The 17,985-nt window shown below is 71.4% G+C and carries 11 protein-coding genes and 1 tRNA gene; 9 read left to right on the top strand and 3 right to left on the bottom strand.

The genetic code is table 11. The annotated features are described in order from the left end of the window. Positions 1–42 precede the first annotated feature (42 nt). The 7 genes from gnd to ALMP_RS26635 all read left to right on the top strand — a co-directional run bounded on the left by gnd (position 43) and on the right by ALMP_RS26635 (position 8,854). Entirely contained in the window at positions 43–918 is an 876-nt protein-coding gene (gnd, locus tag ALMP_RS26605; protein ID WP_264932792.1) for a phosphogluconate dehydrogenase (NAD(+)-dependent, decarboxylating), read from the top strand. Between the two features lie 53 nt (positions 919–971). After that, positions 972–2,093, top strand: a complete 1,122-nt coding sequence (recF, locus tag ALMP_RS26610; RefSeq protein ID WP_264932794.1) for a DNA replication/repair protein RecF — start codon at positions 972–974, stop codon at positions 2,091–2,093. Then, entirely contained in the window at positions 2,090–2,623 is a 534-nt protein-coding gene (locus ALMP_RS26615; protein WP_264932796.1) for a DUF721 domain-containing protein, read from the top strand. The genes recF and ALMP_RS26615 overlap by 4 nt, the downstream gene beginning before the upstream one ends. A gap of 440 nt (positions 2,624–3,063) precedes the next feature. Beyond that, a complete protein-coding gene (gene gyrB / locus ALMP_RS26620; protein WP_264932798.1) occupies positions 3,064–5,124 on the top strand; it encodes a DNA topoisomerase (ATP-hydrolyzing) subunit B in 2,061 nt (686 codons plus the stop codon). A gap of 42 nt (positions 5,125–5,166) precedes the next feature. Then, positions 5,167–7,758: a DNA gyrase subunit A gene (gyrA, locus tag ALMP_RS26625; RefSeq protein ID WP_264932800.1), complete on the top strand. Its 2,592-nt coding sequence runs from the start codon at positions 5,167–5,169 to the stop codon at positions 7,756–7,758. Between the two features lie 18 nt (positions 7,759–7,776). Then, complete coding sequence (locus ALMP_RS26630) at positions 7,777–8,664, top strand: DUF3566 domain-containing protein (RefSeq protein ID WP_264932802.1); 888 nt, start codon at positions 7,777–7,779, stop codon at positions 8,662–8,664. Positions 8,665–8,777: 113 nt separating this feature from the next. After that, positions 8,778–8,854: transfer RNA gene (locus tag ALMP_RS26635), tRNA-Ile, on the top strand. 325 nt (positions 8,855–9,179) lie between these two features. Here ALMP_RS26635 and ALMP_RS26640 read toward each other — a convergent pair. After that, positions 9,180–13,217 carry a WD40 repeat domain-containing protein gene (locus tag ALMP_RS26640; RefSeq protein ID WP_264932803.1) on the bottom strand — a complete coding sequence of 1,346 codons (4,038 nt, stop codon included), beginning with the start codon at positions 13,215–13,217 and terminating at the stop codon, positions 9,180–9,182. 508 nt (positions 13,218–13,725) lie between these two features. Then, complete coding sequence (locus ALMP_RS26645) at positions 13,726–14,112, bottom strand: DUF6344 domain-containing protein (protein ID WP_264932804.1); 387 nt, start codon at positions 14,110–14,112, stop codon at positions 13,726–13,728. 328 nt (positions 14,113–14,440) lie between these two features. On the opposite strand from ALMP_RS26645, the gene ALMP_RS26650 reads away from it, so the two are divergent. Beyond that, positions 14,441–14,569: a DLW-39 family protein gene (locus tag ALMP_RS26650; protein ID WP_003999697.1), complete on the top strand. Its 129-nt coding sequence runs from the start codon at positions 14,441–14,443 to the stop codon at positions 14,567–14,569. A 395-nt stretch (positions 14,570–14,964) separates the two neighbouring features. Next, positions 14,965–16,389 carry a hypothetical protein gene (locus ALMP_RS26655; protein WP_264932824.1) on the top strand — a complete coding sequence of 475 codons (1,425 nt, stop codon included), beginning with the start codon at positions 14,965–14,967 and terminating at the stop codon, positions 16,387–16,389. Here the strand turns inward: ALMP_RS26655 and ALMP_RS26660 are convergent. Beyond that, positions 16,353–17,918, bottom strand: coding sequence for a serine/threonine-protein kinase (locus ALMP_RS26660; RefSeq protein WP_264932825.1), 1,566 nt, complete (start codon positions 17,916–17,918; stop codon positions 16,353–16,355). The genes ALMP_RS26655 and ALMP_RS26660 overlap by 37 nt on opposite strands. Between the last annotated feature and the right edge of the window lie 67 nt (positions 17,919–17,985).

A 17,985-nucleotide genomic window follows, 5' to 3' on the forward strand; every position in this document is an offset into this window, starting at 1 on the left:
AAGGTGCCCCCCCACGCCACACAGCGACCTAAGGAACAACTGATGGAGCTCGGTCTCGTCGGCCTCGGCAAGATGGGCGGCAACATGCGCGAGCGGATCCGCCGCGCGGGCCACACCGTCGTCGGATACGACCGCAACCCGGACCTCGCGGACGTCCACAGCCTGCAAGAGCTTGTGGGCAAGCTCAAGGGCCCGCGCGTCGTCTGGGTGATGGTCCCCGCCGGCGCCGCCACCCAGTCGACGATCGACGAGCTCGCCGAGCTGCTGGAGCCGGGCGATGTCGTCGTGGACGGCGGCAACTCCCGCTGGACGGACGACGAGAAGCACGCCGAGGAGCTGGCCGCCAAGGGCATCGGCTTCGTCGACTGCGGCGTCTCCGGCGGCGTCTGGGGCCTGGAGAACGGCTACGCGCTGATGTACGGCGGCGACGCGGAGAACGTCGCCAAGGTGCAGCCGATCTTCGACGCCCTCAAGCCCGAGGGCGACTTCGGCTCGGTGCACGCCGGCAAGGTCGGCGCCGGCCACTTCGCGAAGATGGTCCACAACGGCATCGAGTACGCCATGATGCAGGCCTACGCGGAGGGCTGGGAGCTGCTGGAGAAGGTCGACTCCGTGGAGAACGTCCGCGAGGTCTTCCGCTCCTGGCAGGAAGGGACGGTCATCCGGTCCTGGCTGCTGGACCTCGCCGTCAACGCCCTCGACGAGGACGAGCACCTCGACAGGCTGCGCGGCTTCGCCCAGGACTCCGGCGAGGGCCGGTGGACCGTCGAGGCGGCCATTGACAACGCCGTGCCGCTGCCGGCGATCACGGCCTCGCTGTTCGCGCGGTTTGCCTCCCGCCAGGAGGACTCGCCTCAGATGAAGATGATCGCGGCGCTGCGCAACCAGTTCGGCGGCCACGCGGTCGAGAAGAAGTAACCAGGCACCACACCAGCACCACCTGAACGTCCGGGGAGGTCGGCGAAACGACCATGCACGTCACGCATCTGTCGCTGGCCGACTTCCGCTCCTACGCCCGGGTCGAAGTCCCGCTCGACCCGGGCGTCACGGCTTTCGTCGGCCCCAACGGGCAGGGCAAGACCAACCTGGTCGAGGCCGTCGGCTACCTCGCCACCCTCGGCAGCCACCGGGTCTCCTCCGACGCGCCCCTGGTGCGCATGGGCGCCGACCGCGCGATCATCCGGGCGCAGGTCAGACAGGGCGAGCGCCAGCAGCTGGTCGAGCTGGAGCTGAACCCGGGCAAGGCCAACCGCGCCCGTATCAACCGGTCCTCGCCGGGCAGGCCCCGGGACGTGCTGGGGATCGTCCGGACCGTGCTGTTCGCGCCCGAGGACCTCGCGCTGGTCAAGGGCGACCCCGGTGAGCGGCGGCGCTTCCTCGACGAGCTGATCACCGCCCGCTCCCCGCGCATGGCCGGTGTGCGCTCCGACTACGACCGGGTCCTCAAGCAGCGCAACACCCTGCTGAAATCGGCCGCGCTGGCCCGGCGCCACGGCGGGCGTTCCCTGGACCTGTCCACCCTCGACGTCTGGGACCAGCACCTCGCGCGCGTGGGCGCCGAGCTGCTCGCCCAGCGGCTCGACCTGGTCGCCGCGCTCCAGCCGCTCGCCGACAAGGCGTACGAACAGCTGGCCCCCGGCGGCGGTCCCATCGCCCTGGAGTACAAGCCGTCGGCCCCCGGCGAGGCACAGGCGCGCGAGCAGCTCCACGACCAGCTGATGGCCGCCCTCGCCGACACCCGCAAGCAGGAGATCGAGCGGGGCGTCACCCTCGTCGGCCCCCACCGCGACGACGTGCTGCTCAAACTCGGTCAGCTGCCCGCCAAGGGATACGCCTCCCACGGCGAGTCCTGGTCGTACGCGCTCGCGCTGCGCCTGGCCTCCTACGACCTGCTGCGGGCCGAGGGCAACGAGCCGGTGCTGGTCCTCGACGACGTCTTCGCGGAGCTGGACGCCCGCCGCCGTGAGCGGCTCGCGGAGCTGGTGGCACCCGGCGAGCAGGTGCTGGTGACGGCCGCGGTCGACGACGACGTACCGGATGTGCTGACCGGCGCCCGGTACGCGGTGGCGGACGGGACGGTGGAGCGCGTATGACCGGACAGCAGGAGCCGAGGCGGACGCCCGAGCCGTCCGGCGTCGACCTCGCGCGCGTGGCGCTCAGGGCGGCGCGGGAACAGGCACGCGCGCGGGGGGACGTGGCGCAGCAGAAGAAGCAGGCCCGGCGCGGGGGCGGCCTGCGCTCCGGCGCGCGCGCGGACGGCCGTGACCCGATGGCGCTCGGCGCCGCGATCAACCGGCTGCTGACCGAGCGCGGCTGGGAGGCGCCGGCCGCGGTGGGCGGCGTGATGGGCCGCTGGCCGCAGATCGTCGGCGAGGACGTCGCCAACCACTGTGTGCCGGAGCGCTACGACGAGGACGAGCGGGTGCTGGTCGTGCGCTGCGACTCCACGGCCTGGGCGACGAACCTGCGGCTGCTCGCCCCGACGCTCGTGGCCCGGCTGAACGAGGATCTCGGGCACGGCCGGGTGCGGCAGATCAGGGTGCAGGGACCCGGCGGCCCGGCCCGCCGCTACGGCCCGCTGCGCGCCCCGGGCAGCTCGGGACCCGGTGACACCTATGGGTGAGCGGCCCGCGCGCGGGTGACATGCGTCACGTATTTCCGGCCGGAGCGGTCCATTCGTACCGCTCCGGCCGTCGTTCTGAGCGCCCGCGCGACCCCGGCGCGCGGAGGAGCTTTCGCACCTGACTCCACGGTAGCCAAGGGTTGACACCCGGAAGCGCTGAGTGCCTCCGTGAGCCTCTTGGAGCCCCGCTCCGCATATGGGGACCCGTCGGAGACCGGTTGAGGGCGGCACATCCGGACTCAGGTACCGGCAAACCCCCATCAGTGTCGGCGCTACCGGTAGACTGGAGCCAATCCCGCCCCAAACGTGGGGACCGCCCGGGACAAGCTGAGCAACGTTGATCAAGGCTTACCAACGCAACATGCCGCAGCCGCTCCGGCAACCCTCCCCGGAGGGGATCCCCAGGAGCCTGGCTCGTGCTGTGCCAGAAAGGGCGCTTCGTGGCCGATTCCGGCAACCCCAACGAGAACATTCCGTCCACCGACGCAGGCGCGACCGACGCCGCCACCACCTCGAACGGCGAGGTCACGGCGTCGTACGACGCGAGCGCCATCACCGTCCTCGAGGGGCTGGACGCGGTCCGCAAGCGCCCCGGTATGTACATCGGCTCCACCGGTGAGCGTGGTCTGCACCACCTCGTGTACGAGGTCGTCGACAACTCGGTCGACGAGGCCCTGGCCGGGCACGCGGACACGATCGAGGTGACGATCCTCGCCGACGGCGGCGTCCGCGTCGTCGACAACGGCCGAGGCATCCCGGTGGGCATCGTCCCGTCCGAGGGCAAGCCGGCCGTCGAGGTCGTGCTGACCGTGCTCCACGCGGGCGGCAAGTTCGGCGGCGGCGGCTACGCGGTCTCCGGTGGTCTGCACGGCGTGGGTGTCTCGGTCGTGAACGCCCTGTCCAGCAAGGTCTCCGTCGAGGTGAGGACCGACGGCCACCGCTGGACGCAGGACTACAAGATGGGCGTCCCGACGGCCCCGCTCGCCAAGCACGAGGCCACGGACGAGACCGGCACCTCGGTCACCTTCTGGGCCGACGGCGACATCTTCGAGACCACCGACTACTCCTTCGAGACGCTCTCGCGGCGCTTCCAGGAGATGGCGTTCCTCAACAAGGGTTTGACGATCAAACTCACTGACGAGCGCGATTCGGCGAAGGCCGTGACCGGTGCCGACGAGGCCGGTGCGGACGAGAAGGACGAGGTCAAGACCGTCACGTACCACTACGAGGGCGGCATCGTCGACTTCGTGAAGTACCTCAACTCCCGCAAGGGAGACGCGGTGCACCCCTCCGTCATCGACCTGGAGGCCGAGGACAAGGAACGGAGCCTGTCCCTCGAGGTCGCCATGCAGTGGAACGGCGGCTACACCGAGGGTGTCTACTCCTTCGCCAACATCATCCACACGCACGAGGGCGGTACGCACGAGGAGGGCTTCCGCGCGGCGCTGACGAACCTGATCAACAAGTACGCGCGCGACAAGAAGCTGCTGCGGGAGAAGGACGACAACCTCACGGGCGACGACATCCGCGAGGGTCTGACCGCGATCATCTCGGTCAAGCTGAGCGAGCCGCAGTTCGAGGGCCAGACCAAGACCAAGCTGGGCAACACGGAGGCCAAGACCTTCGTCCAGAAGGCGGTCTACGAGCACCTCAACGACTGGCTGGACCGCAACCCGGTCGAGGCGGCGGACATCGTCCGCAAGGGCATCCAGGCGGCCACCGCGCGCGTGGCGGCCCGCAAGGCGCGTGACCTGACGCGTCGTAAGGGCCTGCTGGAGTCGGCGTCCCTGCCGGGCAAGCTCTCCGACTGCCAGTCGAACGACCCCACCAAGTGCGAGATCTTCATCGTCGAGGGTGACTCCGCCGGCGGTTCGGCCAAGTCCGGCCGCAACCCGGAGTACCAGGCGATCCTCCCGATCCGCGGCAAGATCCTCAACGTGGAGAAGGCCAGGATCGACAAGATCCTGCAGAACCAGGAGATCCAGGCGCTGATCTCCGCCTTCGGTACCGGAGTCCACGAGGACTTCGACATCGAGAAGCTCCGCTACCACAAGATCATCCTGATGGCGGACGCCGACGTCGACGGCCAGCACATCAGCACCCTGCTGCTGACCTTCCTGTTCCGCTTCATGCGGCCGCTGGTCGAGGCCGGGCACGTGTACCTCTCCCGTCCCCCCCTGTACAAGATCAAGTGGGGCCGGGACGACATCGAGTACGCCTACTCCGACCGCGAGCGTGACGCGCTCATCGAGATGGGCCGGCAGCGCGGCAAGCGCGTCCGCGAGGACTCGATCCAGCGCTTCAAGGGTCTCGGCGAGATGAACGCCGAGGAGCTGCGCGTGACGACGATGGACCAGGAGCACCGGGTCCTCGGCCAGGTCACCCTCGACGACGCCGCCCAGGCCGACGACCTGTTCTCGGTCCTCATGGGCGAGGACGTCGAGGCCCGCCGCCAGTTCATCCAGCGCAACGCCAAGGACGTCCGCTTCCTCGACATCTGAGTCGGTCTCAGCTGACCGCACCAGGAAGGATCCTCACCAGCAATGGCCGACGAGAACACGCCTGTGACGCCTGAAGAAGGCGAAACGACGATGCGCATCGAGCCCGTCGGGCTCGAGACGGAGATGCAGCGCTCGTACCTCGACTACGCGATGTCCGTCATCGTCTCGCGTGCGCTGCCGGACGTCCGGGACGGTCTCAAGCCCGTCCACCGCCGGGTGCTGTACGCCATGTACGACGGCGGCTACCGTCCCGAGCGCGGCTTCTACAAGTGCGCCCGTGTCGTCGGCGACGTCATGGGCAACTACCACCCGCACGGCGACAGTTCCATCTACGACGCGCTGGTCCGTCTCGCCCAGCCGTGGTCGATGCGGATGCCGCTGGTGGACTCCAACGGCAACTTCGGCTCCCCGGGCAACGACCCGGCGGCGGCGATGCGGTACACCGAGTGCAAACTGGCGCCGCTGTCGATGGAGATGGTCCGTGACATCGACGAGGAGACCGTCGACTTCACGGACAACTACGACGGCCGCTCCCAGGAGCCGACCGTCCTGCCGGCCCGCTTCCCGAACCTGCTGATCAACGGCTCGGCCGGTATCGCGGTCGGCATGGCGACCAACATCCCGCCGCACAACCTGCGCGAGGTCGCGGCCGGCGCCCAGTGGTACCTGGAGAACCCGGAGGCGTCGCACGAGGAGCTGCTCGACGCCCTCATCGAGCGCATCAAGGGCCCGGACTTCCCGACCGGCGCGCTCGTCGTCGGCCGCAAGGGCATCGAGGAGGCCTACCGCACCGGCCGCGGCTCGATCACCATGCGCGCCGTCGTCGAGGTCGAGGAGATCCAGAACCGCCAGTGCCTGGTGGTGACGGAACTGCCGTACCAGGTCAACCCCGACAACCTCGCGCAGAAGATCGCCGACCTGGTGAAGGACGGCAAGATCGGCGGCATCGCGGACGTCCGCGACGAGACCAGCTCCCGCACCGGCCAGCGGCTCGTCATCGTCCTCAAGCGGGACGCGGTCGCCAAGGTCGTCCTGAACAACCTCTACAAGCACACCGACCTCCAGACCAACTTCGGCGCCAACATGCTGGCGTTGGTCGACGGCGTGCCGCGCACGCTTTCCCTGGACGCGTTCATCCGCCACTGGGTGACGCACCAGATCGAGGTCATCGTCCGCCGTACGCGCTTCCGGCTGCGCAAGGCGGAGGAGCGGGCGCACATCCTGCGCGGCCTGCTGAAGGCCCTGGACGCCATCGACGAGGTCATCGCGCTGATCCGGCGCAGTGAGACCGTCGAGATCGCGCGCGGGGGCCTGATGGAGCTCCTGGAGATCGACGAGATCCAGGCCAACGCCATCCTCGAGATGCAGCTGCGGCGCCTCGCCGCCCTGGAGCGCCAGAAGATCGTCCAGGAGCACGACGAACTCCAGGCGAAGATCAACGAGTACAACCAGATCCTCGCCTCGCCGGTCCGTCAGCGCGGCATCGTCAGCGAGGAACTGGCCGCGATCGTCGAGAAGTACGGCGACGACCGCAAGACCATGCTGGTGCCCTACGACGGCGACATGTCCATCGAGGACCTGATCGCCGAGGAGGACATCGTCGTCACCGTCACGCGCGGCGGCTACGTCAAGCGCACCAAGACGGACGACTACCGCGCCCAGAAGCGCGGCGGCAAGGGCGTGCGCGGCGCGAAGCTGAAGGAAGACGACATCGTCGACCACTTCTTCGTCTCGACCACGCACCACTGGCTGCTGTTCTTCACCAACAAGGGCCGGGTGTACCGGGCGAAGGCGTACGAGCTGCCCGACGCCGGACGTGACGCGCGTGGACAGCACGTCGCGAACCTGCTGGCCTTCCAGCCGGACGAGGCGATCGCCGAGATCCTCGCGATCCGCGACTACGAGGCGGCGCCCTACCTGGTCCTGGCCACCAAGGCCGGTTTGGTCAAGAAGACGCCGCTGAAGGATTACGATTCGCCCCGTTCCGGCGGTGTCATCGCGATCAACCTGCGGGAGCGGGAGGACGGTTCCGACGACGAACTGATCGGAGCCGAACTGGTCTCCGCCGACGACGATCTGCTTCTGATCAGCAAGAAGGCACAGTCGATCAGGTTCACGGCCACGGACGACACACTGCGCCCCATGGGGCGCGCGACCTCGGGCGTCAAGGGCATGAGTTTCCGTACCGGGGACGAGCTGCTCTCGATGAATGTTGTTCGACCCGGTACGTTCGTGTTCACTGCCACCGACGGTGGGTACGCGAAGCGGACCGCCGTCGACGAGTACCGCGTCCAGGGTCGCGGCGGCCTCGGCATCAAGGCCGCCAAGATCGTCGAGGACCGCGGGTCGCTCGTCGGCGCGCTGGTGGTCGAGGAGACCGACGAGATCCTCGCCATCACGCTCGGCGGCGGTGTGATTCGTACGCGAGTCAATGAGATCAGGGAGACGGGCCGTGACACCATGGGCGTCCAACTGATCAACTTGGGCAAGCGCGATGCCGTTGTCGGCATCGCACGTAACGCCGAGGCGGGGCGCGAGGCGGAGGAGGTCGACGGCGACGTTGCCGTGGACGAGACCGTCGAGGACGCCGCGACCACCGGCACGGACGAGGGTGAGACGCCCTCGTCCGAGTAGCACGAGGAGTGAGTCATCGTGAGCGGAGCCACGGGCGCCGGTTCGGTCGGTACATCGGCCGGCACCTCTTCCGGCCCTTCTACCGGCACCACGGCCGGTGAGGAAAAGGACGACGGCGGCCGTGGCTCCGCCGCGGGGGCGAAGGACGCGCGGCCGACCACCGCGCGTGGCGGCGAGCCGGGCACGGCGGCCGCGCAGGTGATGGACACCCACACCACCAACCTCCAGGCGATCAAGCCGTCGACGACCGATCCGCGCTCGCCTGACAAGCCTGGATCCCAGGGGGGAACCGTGACGGACACCCGAGGTCCGCAGACCCAGAAGAAGAAGGCCGGCGCGCAACCGGCCGCTTCGGGCGCCCAGCAGCGTCCCCGGACCGGCGCCGAGGCCCAGCAGCCGGCCTCCCCGCTGCCCGGGGAGCGTCAGGCCCAGCAGCCCGCCGGGCCCTACCACCCGCCGCAGGCCTACTCGGCGCAGGACCAGGGTGACGCCCTACGCCGTCCGCGCACCGGGGTCGGGGCCCGCACCACGCCCCGGGTGCGCAAGGCGCGGCTGCGGGTGGCGAAGGCCGACCCGTGGTCGGTGATGAAGGTCAGCTTCCTGCTCTCCATCGCGCTCGGCATCTGCACGATCGTCGCGGCGGCCGTGCTGTGGATGGTCCTGGACGCCATGGGCGTCTTCTCGTCGGTCGGCGGCACGATCGCGGAGGCGACGGGCTCCAACGAGTCGAACGGCTTCGACCTCCAGGCCTTCCTGTCCCTCCCCCACGTCCTGATGTTCACGTCGATCATCGCGGTCATCGACGTCGTCCTCGCGACGGCCCTCGCGACGCTCGGCGCGTTCATCTACAACCTCTCCGCCGGCTTCGTCGGCGGGGTGGAGCTGACGCTCGCCGAGGACGAGTGAGCATCGCTCTCCGCGGTCCGTGGGCCGTCCCGTGACTATCGATTTTGGGACTGCCCACGTCGTGCGCTAATCTTCAGGAGTCAGCGCGCGGGACACACACCGCAGAGCGCGGCGGGGCTATAGCTCAGTTGGTTAGAGCGCATCCCTGATAAGGATGAGGCCACAGGTTCAAATCCTGTTAGCCCCACCAGCGAAGACCCCCGGACCATCGGTCCGGGGGTTTTTTGACACCATCAGCCTTGTGGTCCGCGTCCGGGGCCGCTCCGCCCGGCCCGACGAAGCACGTCATCCGCTTTTCCTGACCCATCGGTCACCCCCTTGTGCCGCCTCTGAGAGGCTCGCTCCGCGGGCCGGCCGTGTCCGCTTGGCCAGACGGGCGGGATGCGGAAACCCGGTCGCTGACGACGGGGGATACGCCAGCGACCGGGCTGTGGCCAACACTAACAAGGGTGCTGGTGCGGTGGGAGGTGACTGTTCGGGTGGGATGGGCAGTTGTGATCGGGATCACTGCAACGTCACTGGTCGCACGGGGGGTCGTAGGAGAGGCGGGGCAGGTACTCCTGCCACTTCTCGCGGGTGAGGACGCCGCGGGTGGTGGCGCAGATGTGGCTGATGGCGTCGTCGACGTCGAGGTTCCACAGGCGGACGGTGTCGGTGCCGCTGGAGACGCCGAGCATGTGGTTCTCCGGGCTGAACGACAGGAAGTTGCCCGTCCGGGCGTTCGGGCTCATCGACTGGCCGATGGGGGAGGCGTCGGAGGGGCTGGTGACCTTCCACAGTCGGACGGTGTTGTCGTTGCCGCCGCTGGCGAGGGTGTGGCCGTCCTGGCTGAACGTCAGGGACACGACCGCCTCGGTGTGGCCGGTGAGCGGGGAGCCGCCGCCGCCGGCCCGGTCGGGGTCGGAGACGTTCCACAGCCGGACGGTGTCGTCGTCGCTGCCGCTGGCGAGGGTGTCGCCGTCCGGGCTGTAGGCGAGGGCGTTGACGGGGCCGTGGTGGCCGGTGAGGGGCGTGCCGCGCAGGGTGGCCCGGCCGGGGTCGGTGACGTCCCAGAGCCGGATGGCGCCGTCGGCGCTGCCGCTGGCGAGGGTGTCGCCGTCCGGGCTGAAGGCGAGGGCGTTGATGTAGCCCTTGTGGCCGGTGAGCGGCCTGCCGAGCGGGGTGACGTGGGACAGGTCGCTGACGTCCCAGAGCTGGAGGGTGCGGACGTCGTAGGCGGTGGCGAGAGTACGGCCGTCGGGGCTGAAGGAGAGCGCGTCGGGGCCCATGAAACGGGTCCGCAGGGCGAGGGGCGGCCCGTGGGAGACCGGCCGGGCCGGGGTGCGGACGTCCCACAGGTAGACCGTCCGGTCGGGGGTGAGGACCGCGAGCGTGCGGCCGTCGGGGGAGAACGCCAGGTTGCGCTCGCTGCCGTCCCCCGGCATGTAGAGGGAGCCCGTCAGCACGGGGCGCTCGGGGTTCTCGACGTTCCACAGCCGGATCCGGCCGTCCCGCGCGGTCGTGGCGAGCACCCGCCCGTCCGGGCGGAACACCCCGCTGCGGCCGATCATGTCGGACGTCGGGACGGACCACAGGCGGACCTTGCTGTCGCCGCTGCCGGTGGCGAGCGTCCGGCCGTCGGGGCTGAAGCCGAGGGCGTACATCTCACCGCTGCTGCCCGCGAGCGGTTCACCGACCTGTGACGGGTAGGCCGGGTCGCTGACGTTCCAGAGACTGGCCGTGCTGTCGGCGCTGGCGGCGGCGAGCATCCGGCCGTCCGGGCTGAAGGCCACCGACCACACGGGACCGGTGTGGCCGGTGAGCGGGGAGCCGAGCCGGGCCGCGTGCCCGGGGTCGGAGACGCTCCACAGCCGGACGGTGTCGTCGGCGCTGCCGCTGGCGAGCGTGCGGCCGTCCGGGCTGAAGGCCACCGAGTGCACCGTGTCCGTGTGCCCGGTCAGGACCTTCCCGGACGACCGCGGGCGGTCGCGGTCGGCCATGTCCCACAGCCTGATCGTGCCGTCGTCGCCGCCGGCGGCCAGGGTGCCGCCGCCGGGGCTGAACGCCACGCAGCGCACGGCGGCGGTGTGGCCGGTGAGGGTGGCGAGCGCCGCCGGCCTGCGCGGGTCGGTCATGTCCCACAGGCGCACGGTGCGGTCCTCGCCCGCGGAGGCCAGGGTACGGCCGTCCGGGCTGAACGCCAGCAGGTAGATCGTGCCCTCGTGACCGGACAGGGGACTGCCGAGCGGGCGCGGGTGCGCGGGATCCCGTACGTCCCACAGGCGTACGGTGCCGTCGTCGCCGGCACCGGCGAGCGTGGCGCCGTCCGGGCTGAAGACCGCGCTGCTCACCCAGCTGGTGGGGCCGGTGAGGGGCTTGCCCAGGGGTTTCGGGTGGGACGGGTCGGACACGTCCCACAGGCGGATGGTCCGGTCGTAGCTGGCGGTGGCCAGGGTCTTGCCGTCCGGGCTGAACGAGGTGAGGTAGACGGCTCCGGTGTGGCCGAGCAGCGGGGTGGCCAGCGGCGCGTTGACGATGGAGATCAGCCGGTTGTTCGTGCCCTCGTCGTCGGGGCGCAGCCGGTGGGCGACCAGGTCGATCTGGGCGGACAGCGACGGGTCCGTGGACTGCACGCGGTCGGCCTCGGCGACCACCTGCTCGAACACCGCGTCGTTGCGCTGCTGCCAGGCGACGACCGCCGAACCCACGGCCACCAGCGCGAGGACGACCAGCGCCGACACCGCCGCCCGGCCGATCCACACCGTGCGCCTGCGCAGCCGTACCGACGCGGCGAGGAACTCCACCGCGCTGCGGGTCAGGAAGGTGTCGCCGGCCGACTGGGCCCAGGTGTGGGCCTGCTCAAGCCGGGAGCCCCGGTAGAGCAGCGAGGAGTCGCGGTGCGCGCCCTCCCAGGCCCTGCCGTCCTCCTCCAGCCGCTGGCGCAGCAGGTTGTCCTGCCGGTCCTCGTCGATCCACTCGCGCAGCCGGGGCCAGGCGTGCAGCAGTGCCTCGTGGGTGATCTCCACGGTCTCCGCGTCGAGCGTCACCAGCCGGGCCCGTACCAGCGCCTCCAGCGACTCCTCCGTCTTGCCGGGGTCGCTCGACTCCGCCGCCAGCTGCCGGCGGGTGCCGCGCCTGCGGGTGGCCTGGGTGTCCTCGCCCAGCCGGACCAGCCGGAGCAGGAGCAGCCGCGCGGCCGTGCGGGCCGCCGGGTCCAGGCTGGACCAGGCGCGTTCGGCGGTCGCCGCCACGGCTCCCTGGATGCCGCCCGCCGCGCGGTAGCCGGCCAGGGTCAGCCGGCCGGCCTTGCGCCGCTGCCAGGTGGCGAGCAGGGCGTGCGAGAGCAGCGGCAGTACGCCCGCGTCGTGCGCCCCGCGCGGGCCGTCGGCGCTCACCTCGCGCACGACCAGCTCCGCGAGGCCCGGTTCGAGTTCCAGTCCGACGGCCTTGGCCGGGCCGGTCACCGCCTCGCGCAGCTCCGTGGTGGTCAGGGGGCCGAGCACCATGTGGCGGTGTTGCAGCGCGTCGGCCAGTTCGGGGTAGCCGAGGCACTGCTCGTAGAAGTCGGCCCGGATGCCGAGGACGACGAGCACGGGGGCCTGCTCGTCCGGGCCGGTGGGCGTGCACGCGGCGTGCAGCAGCTGGATGAAGGCCCGCCGGTCCGCCTCGTCGGCGCAGAGCGTGAACGTCTCCTCGAACTGGTCGACGATGAGGACGGGGCGGGGGCCGGGCTCGGTGGGTGCGGAGGGGGAGGCCCAGGTCGTGATCGCCTGTCGTACGGCGGTCCCGAAGTCGGTTTCGGTGGGTCCCCCCGCTGTCGTTCCGTCCGGGGTGGCCGGGGTGGCCGGGGTGGCGGTGGGGAGGCCGGGGATGTGGCGGGACAGTTCCCCGAGGGGGTCGTTGCCCGGGACGAGCTGGAGTACCCGCCGGGGCGCCGAACCGCTCTCCTCCCCCGGCGTTCCGCCGCGCAGGGCGGGTACCAGGCCGGCGCTCAGCAGGGAGGACTTCCCCGCCCCCGAGGCGCCGACGAGCATGACCAGGCCGCCGGTCCGCTCGGTCTCTCGCAACTGGGCGACGAGGGCCTTGGTGCTGCGTTCGCGGCCGAAGAACCAGCGGGCGTCCTCCTGGCGGTACGACGCCAGCCCGCGGTAGGGGCACACGCCCCCGTGGACGGCCGGGGACTCGCCCGGCGGGCGTTCCTCCGCCGGCGCGGAAGGGGCGGCGGTGTCGGCGACCGGGTCGGCCACCGCGCGCTCCCACAGCCGCTGCCACTGGGAGAGGTCGTAGAGGCCGGGGGAGACCGGGGCGGGCCGCAGGCGCCGGGCGTCGGGGATGAGGACGTGCAGCACCGCGGCGAGGGCGGCGAACTGGGCGGGCACGTTCCGCGCCCGGCGCCAGTCGCTGATCCGCTGGGCGGAGACCCGTACGGGTCGTCCGCGCTCGTCGATCCGCTGGAGCCGGACGACCGCCTCGGCCACGCGCTTGAGGGGAGGGTTGCCGGCCTCCTTGTACAGCAGCGCGAGCCGTTCCGCGAAGGCCGTGCGTGCCCCTGAGTCGGAACCCAAGGTCTCCACCCCTTACTTCCCCCCGCACCTGGAATCCGGACCGGAAAACTCACCTTATATGGCTGACCTGCGGTTTAGTCGTCGACCGGATGCCAAAACCTCCTCGTCGTGAGCCGTAGCTGGCAGGATCGCGAAGCGGAAGCGCCGCAGCCGGGGCCGCCCGCGCGTCTCCCGGACGGCTTCCCCGCGAAGCCACGTCATTCCTCGGTCCGTGCCGTCCGGCACGGGTCGACGCCGCCCGCACCGTTCGTCACCGGTCCGCACGAGGGGAGGGACCGGTGCCGAACGGTGCGGCGGGGGATCCACCTCGCTCCCGCCCTCCACCGTAGGTGGTCTTTCCTGTCAGGGGCCTGCCAGTTCTGGTCAGGTGGGTGGGCGTAATCGGTCGGGTCCCCAGGACACGGCGAAGGCCCGGTCGCTCCGGAGGGGGAGTTGCCGGGCCTGCGTCGTGCGATACGCGAGTTCGCCGTCACGTGCTGGTCATGGGGGAGGAGTGGCGCCGGTCGGGCCGAGGGCTTCAGCGCTGGAGGGGCAGGGACGCGGAGGCGGCCGGTTCGTCGGGGTCCGCTGGTTCGTCGAGGTCGTCGCAGGGGTCCGTGGGGCGGTCGGCCGACTCGATGTCGGGGAGTCGGCGGTGGCGGCAACCGGGCGACTTGCCGTGCGCCTCGGCGCGGATGCGCTGCTTCATCGTGGGGGGCAGGGACCGGGCGTTGAGCCGGGACCAGGGGGACATCTCCGACGCGGTCGGGGGAACCGTGCCGCCGTTCTCGCCGCTGTTGCGTGCCGGCTCGGTCCGTGCCACGGCCGTCGGGGCCGTCGTCGTGATCAGTCCGAGTGCCGTGCACAGCGCGAGGAACGCGGTGACGATGGTGGTCCACAGCGTCTTGACGCGATTGTCGGTCAATGCCCCTCACTTTCGGGTTGGGCGATTTGCGTACTTTGCTCATGATGTGTATACGGGCTGAGATGTGATGGACCGACGCTCGCGTCAGGGGGATGTTCCGATGAACACCACTCGAATGGGTGCGGGGAGGTGGAAAAACCCGGGTCGAGGGGTTAGGGGCGGGGACGAGAGGGGACCGGGCAGGTTCCGGGAACAGGCCGTTCGTGGCGTCTACTGCGCTGTCGATGGCCGAAGTTGAGCGGCCGACGCAGGTCACCGATCGATATCGGTCGGTGTGTATAGTCGGGCGCCAGAGGTCCCCTACGTCAAGGAAAGACGAGGTCGCGCGGTGAAGAAGCTTCTCCTGGTCGCACTGGCCGCCATCGGCGGGCTCCTCGTGTACCGCCAGATCCAGGCGGATCGCGCCGAGCAGGATCTGTGGACGGAGGCGACTGACTCCGTGCCCACGGGTTCGTGAGTACCGATACCGAGAACTGATCAGACCCCGGCCGCCTTCGCGGTCGGGGTTTCGTGTTGCGGGGGTGGCGGTTGGCGGGTAGGGGCGGCGGGCCGCCGGGGGCGGTGTGCTGAGGCGGTGTGCTGGGCGGTGCCTGTGCCGGAGGGTGTGGCTTGGGCGGGGGCTCGGTGCCTCTGCCGGAGGGCGTGGCGAGGGGCGGAGGGCGTGTCCGTGCCGGAGGGCGTGGCTGTTTCGGACGGTCGTCAGCAATACGCGGGTGATGGACAGGCCGACGGGGCAGGATGAGCGACGGCCGGGTCCGGTCGCCCGGCCGAGACCGGCCAGGACCCGGTGGCGGGGCCGCAGCGAGGGCATGGGCGAGAGCAAGGGCTAGGGCTAGGGCGAGGGGGCGGGCGATGGGTCGGCGTGTGGGATGGGCGACCGTCGTGGGCGTGGTGTTCTGCCTGGTCACGGCCGTGCTCCGGGCGCCCGTCGCCCTGGCCGCCGGCTCGGCGGACGCACCGTCGTACGCCTTCGCCGACGACGCCCGCGGCGCCCGGGCCGCCTCCGGTACGAACGGGGCCGTCCGCCTGGAGCCCGGTGAGACGTACCGCAGCTCCCTCGACGGCAGCGGGAAGGCGTACTACCGCCTCGAACTCGACGCCGAGGCGAGCGTGTACGTCTCCGTCACGGCAGTCCCCCGCCGGGACGCCCTGCTGGCCGCGGGCGACGGGATCAGCGTCTCCGTGCAGAGCGCCGCAGGCGCCAACTGTTCCTTCGACTCCGTGACCGTCGGGGCGTCCGGGAGCGCACGGCCGATCACGGCCTGGGGCGCGCGGGAGATCCTGGTCGGCAAGGGGCTGTGTCAGGAGGCCGGTACCTACTACGCCGTGGTCGAGCGGGCCGCCACGGCCGGTGACGACGGGACGCCCTGGGACCTGGAGCTCGCGCCGGTCTCCGAACCGTTCGTGCGGCAGGACGGCGGCGCGACGAGGCAGCCCGAGGTGTGGAACTCCGCCACCCCCGCGCCTGTCGCGGGCGAGCCCGTGCGCCGCCCGGGCGGCGCGGGCTTCGCCCGGGCTGCGGCCGTGCGGCAGGGGGTCTGGCGCGACGAGATCACCCCTGGCCAGACCCTCTTCTACAAGGTGCCGGTCGACTGGGGGCAGCAGGTGTACGCCACCGCCGACATCGGCGCGGCGGAGGGCGGAGCCGACGGAACCAGCGGGACTGACGGGAGCGCCGGGGTCGGTGGGGCCGGTGGGGTGTCCGCCTTCGTGGTCCCGGCGCTCGACCTGACCCTGTACAACCCGGTGCGCGCCGAGGTCGCCACCACGAGCATCGGCTACGGCGGCACGCAGAAGTCGACCTCCCTCGCTCCCCTGCCGCCGGTCGCGTACACCAATCGGTACGCCCCCACCGACCCGGAGAAGAGTCTGCGCTTCGCCGGCGCCCACTTCCTGGTGGTGCACCTCTCCGCCGAGGTGGCCGAACGGTTCGGTGACGGCCCCTACGGGCTGGTCCTGCGCGTCCGTGTCACCGGTACCGCGCGGCCGGGGCCGGGGTACGCGGGGGCGTCGCAGCCGCGCGGCCTCTTCGACGTGGGCGCGCCGGACGCGATCGGAAGCGGCGGCGAGGGCGCGGCGGCCGGGGGCGGCACGGCCGGTGACGGCGCCTCCGACGGGGGTGATGACCTCGCGATGAAGGCGGTCGCGGTGGGCGGCATCGGCACCGGCAGCGCGCTGCTGCTGGTGCTCGGCGTATGGACGGTGACCGCTCGGCGCCGGGCGGCGTCCGCCCGTGGTGCTCAGATCCGTGCCAACGCCCAGAACCCCACGGCGTAGCAGACGAGCGCGAGCAGCAGCAGCGGACCGGCGATCTTCAGCGGCGGGCCGGGGCGGGGGGCTCGGCGGCTGCGGTGGGTGCGACGGGCCCGGCGGGGCCGGCCGGAGATCTCCGGTGCGGGAGGGGGAACCTGCGTGCTCTGAGCGGTGTACGAAGCCGTGGAGGTGTCGACGCGATCCGCGGCACGGGAGGCGGCCAGGGCGAAGGTGCCGGGTTCGTAGGGGAGAACCGGGGCGGGAGCGGGAGCGTGCGCCGGAGCGTGGGCGGGGGGATGCGGTGTGGGGGCCGGCACGGGTGCGGCCGCCGCCGGTACCGGTGTCGCCGTGGGCTGTGGGGGCGGCAGGGGGAAACTGCCGGTGTCCGACATGGAGGGGACGGGCCGCGGTGAACCGGGGCCGACATCGGGTTCTCGGTCGGGAGGCGGCGGCACGAGACCCGCGCTTGTCCCGGAGGGCAGGCGTCCCGTACCCGTACCGGCGTCCGTACCGATTCTGGTGCCGGCTCGGATGCCGCTGCCGGTGCCGGTGCCGGTGCCGGTTCCGGTTCCGGTTCCGGCTCCGGTCCGGGTGCTCTGGTCCGCCCCCGTTCCGGTGACTGTCGCCGTCCCTGTACCGGTCCCCGTCCCGACGGTGATGCCCGGCGCCCGCTTCAACGGCCCCTCGGGGCCGAACCCCGGCGGCAGCGGCCCGAGTTGGTCGAAGATCTCGATCAGCTCGTCGTCCGGGCCTGGCTCGGGCAGCAGCTCGGCGGCGGCCGCCAGCGCCTTGCGCGCCCCCGTGGCCGTACGGAAGCGGGCGTGGGGATCGGGTTGCAGCAGTGTGGCGACGACCTGCCACAGCGGCTCCGGGATGCCCCGGGGAGCGCCGGGTGTGCCGTGTTCGGTGAAGTACTGGACGAGCGCTTTGGCGTCCGGCTTGGCGCCCTCCAGGAGATACAGCGCGACCAGGCCGACGGCGAACAGGTCGGCGGGGAAGTCGGGGTCGGCGCCCATGATCTGCTCGGGCGCGAGATAGCCGGGCGTGCCCACCACGAGGTTGGTCTCGGTCAGCCGTGGTTCGCCGAGCCGCATGGCGATGCCGAAGTCGGACAGCCGCAGCCGGGGGCGCGTGGTGCCGGTGGCCTCCAGCAGCACGTTGGCGGGTTTGATGTCACGGTGCACGACACCCTCCGCGTGCACTGCGGCGAGCCCGGAGAGCAGCTGGTCGAGGAGCGTGCAGACGAACGCGGGAGGCAGGGGGCCGTAGTCGCCGACGAGGTGGACCAGGGAACCGCCGGCGACGAGGTCCATGGTGAACAGGACCTTGTCGTCGTCGGCGGCCCAGCTGGCGGGGGCGAGGACATGCGGGTGGTCGATCCGCAGGGCCTGCTCGCGGACGAAGCGCAGCAGCGAGTGGGCGTCGCTCTGCTGGAGCACCTTGGCGGCCACATAGCGGCGCCGGCGGTGGTCCCAGGCACGCCAGACGGCGCCGACCCCACCCCGGCCGACCGGGTCCGCGAGTTCGTACCGTCCGGCGAAGACCTCACCCATGGCAGTGCGTCGCTCCTCCCCCTCCGGATTCCCTCCTGCTACCCCCTCGCCGCCCCCGCTATCCCCG

The organism is Streptomyces sp. A012304 (assembly GCF_026008495.1).
Lineage (GTDB): Bacteria > Actinomycetota > Actinomycetes > Streptomycetales > Streptomycetaceae > Streptomyces.

Excerpts from the sequence above, each read along its gene's own strand:
- gnd (WP_264932792.1), top strand. The coding sequence starts at position 43 with ATGGAGCTCGGTCTCGTCGGCCTCGGCAAGATGGGCGGCAACATGCGC.
- recF (WP_264932794.1), top strand. The coding sequence starts at position 972 with ATGCACGTCACGCATCTGTCGCTGGCCGACTTCCGCTCCTACGCCCGG.
- ALMP_RS26615 (WP_264932796.1), top strand. The coding sequence starts at position 2,090 with ATGACCGGACAGCAGGAGCCGAGGCGGACGCCCGAGCCGTCCGGCGTC.
- gyrA (WP_264932800.1), top strand. The coding sequence starts at position 5,167 with ATGGCCGACGAGAACACGCCTGTGACGCCTGAAGAAGGCGAAACGACG.
- ALMP_RS26655 (WP_264932824.1), top strand. The coding sequence starts at position 14,965 with ATGGGTCGGCGTGTGGGATGGGCGACCGTCGTGGGCGTGGTGTTCTGC.
- ALMP_RS26660 (WP_264932825.1), bottom strand. The coding sequence starts at position 17,918 with ATGGGTGAGGTCTTCGCCGGACGGTACGAACTCGCGGACCCGGTCGGC.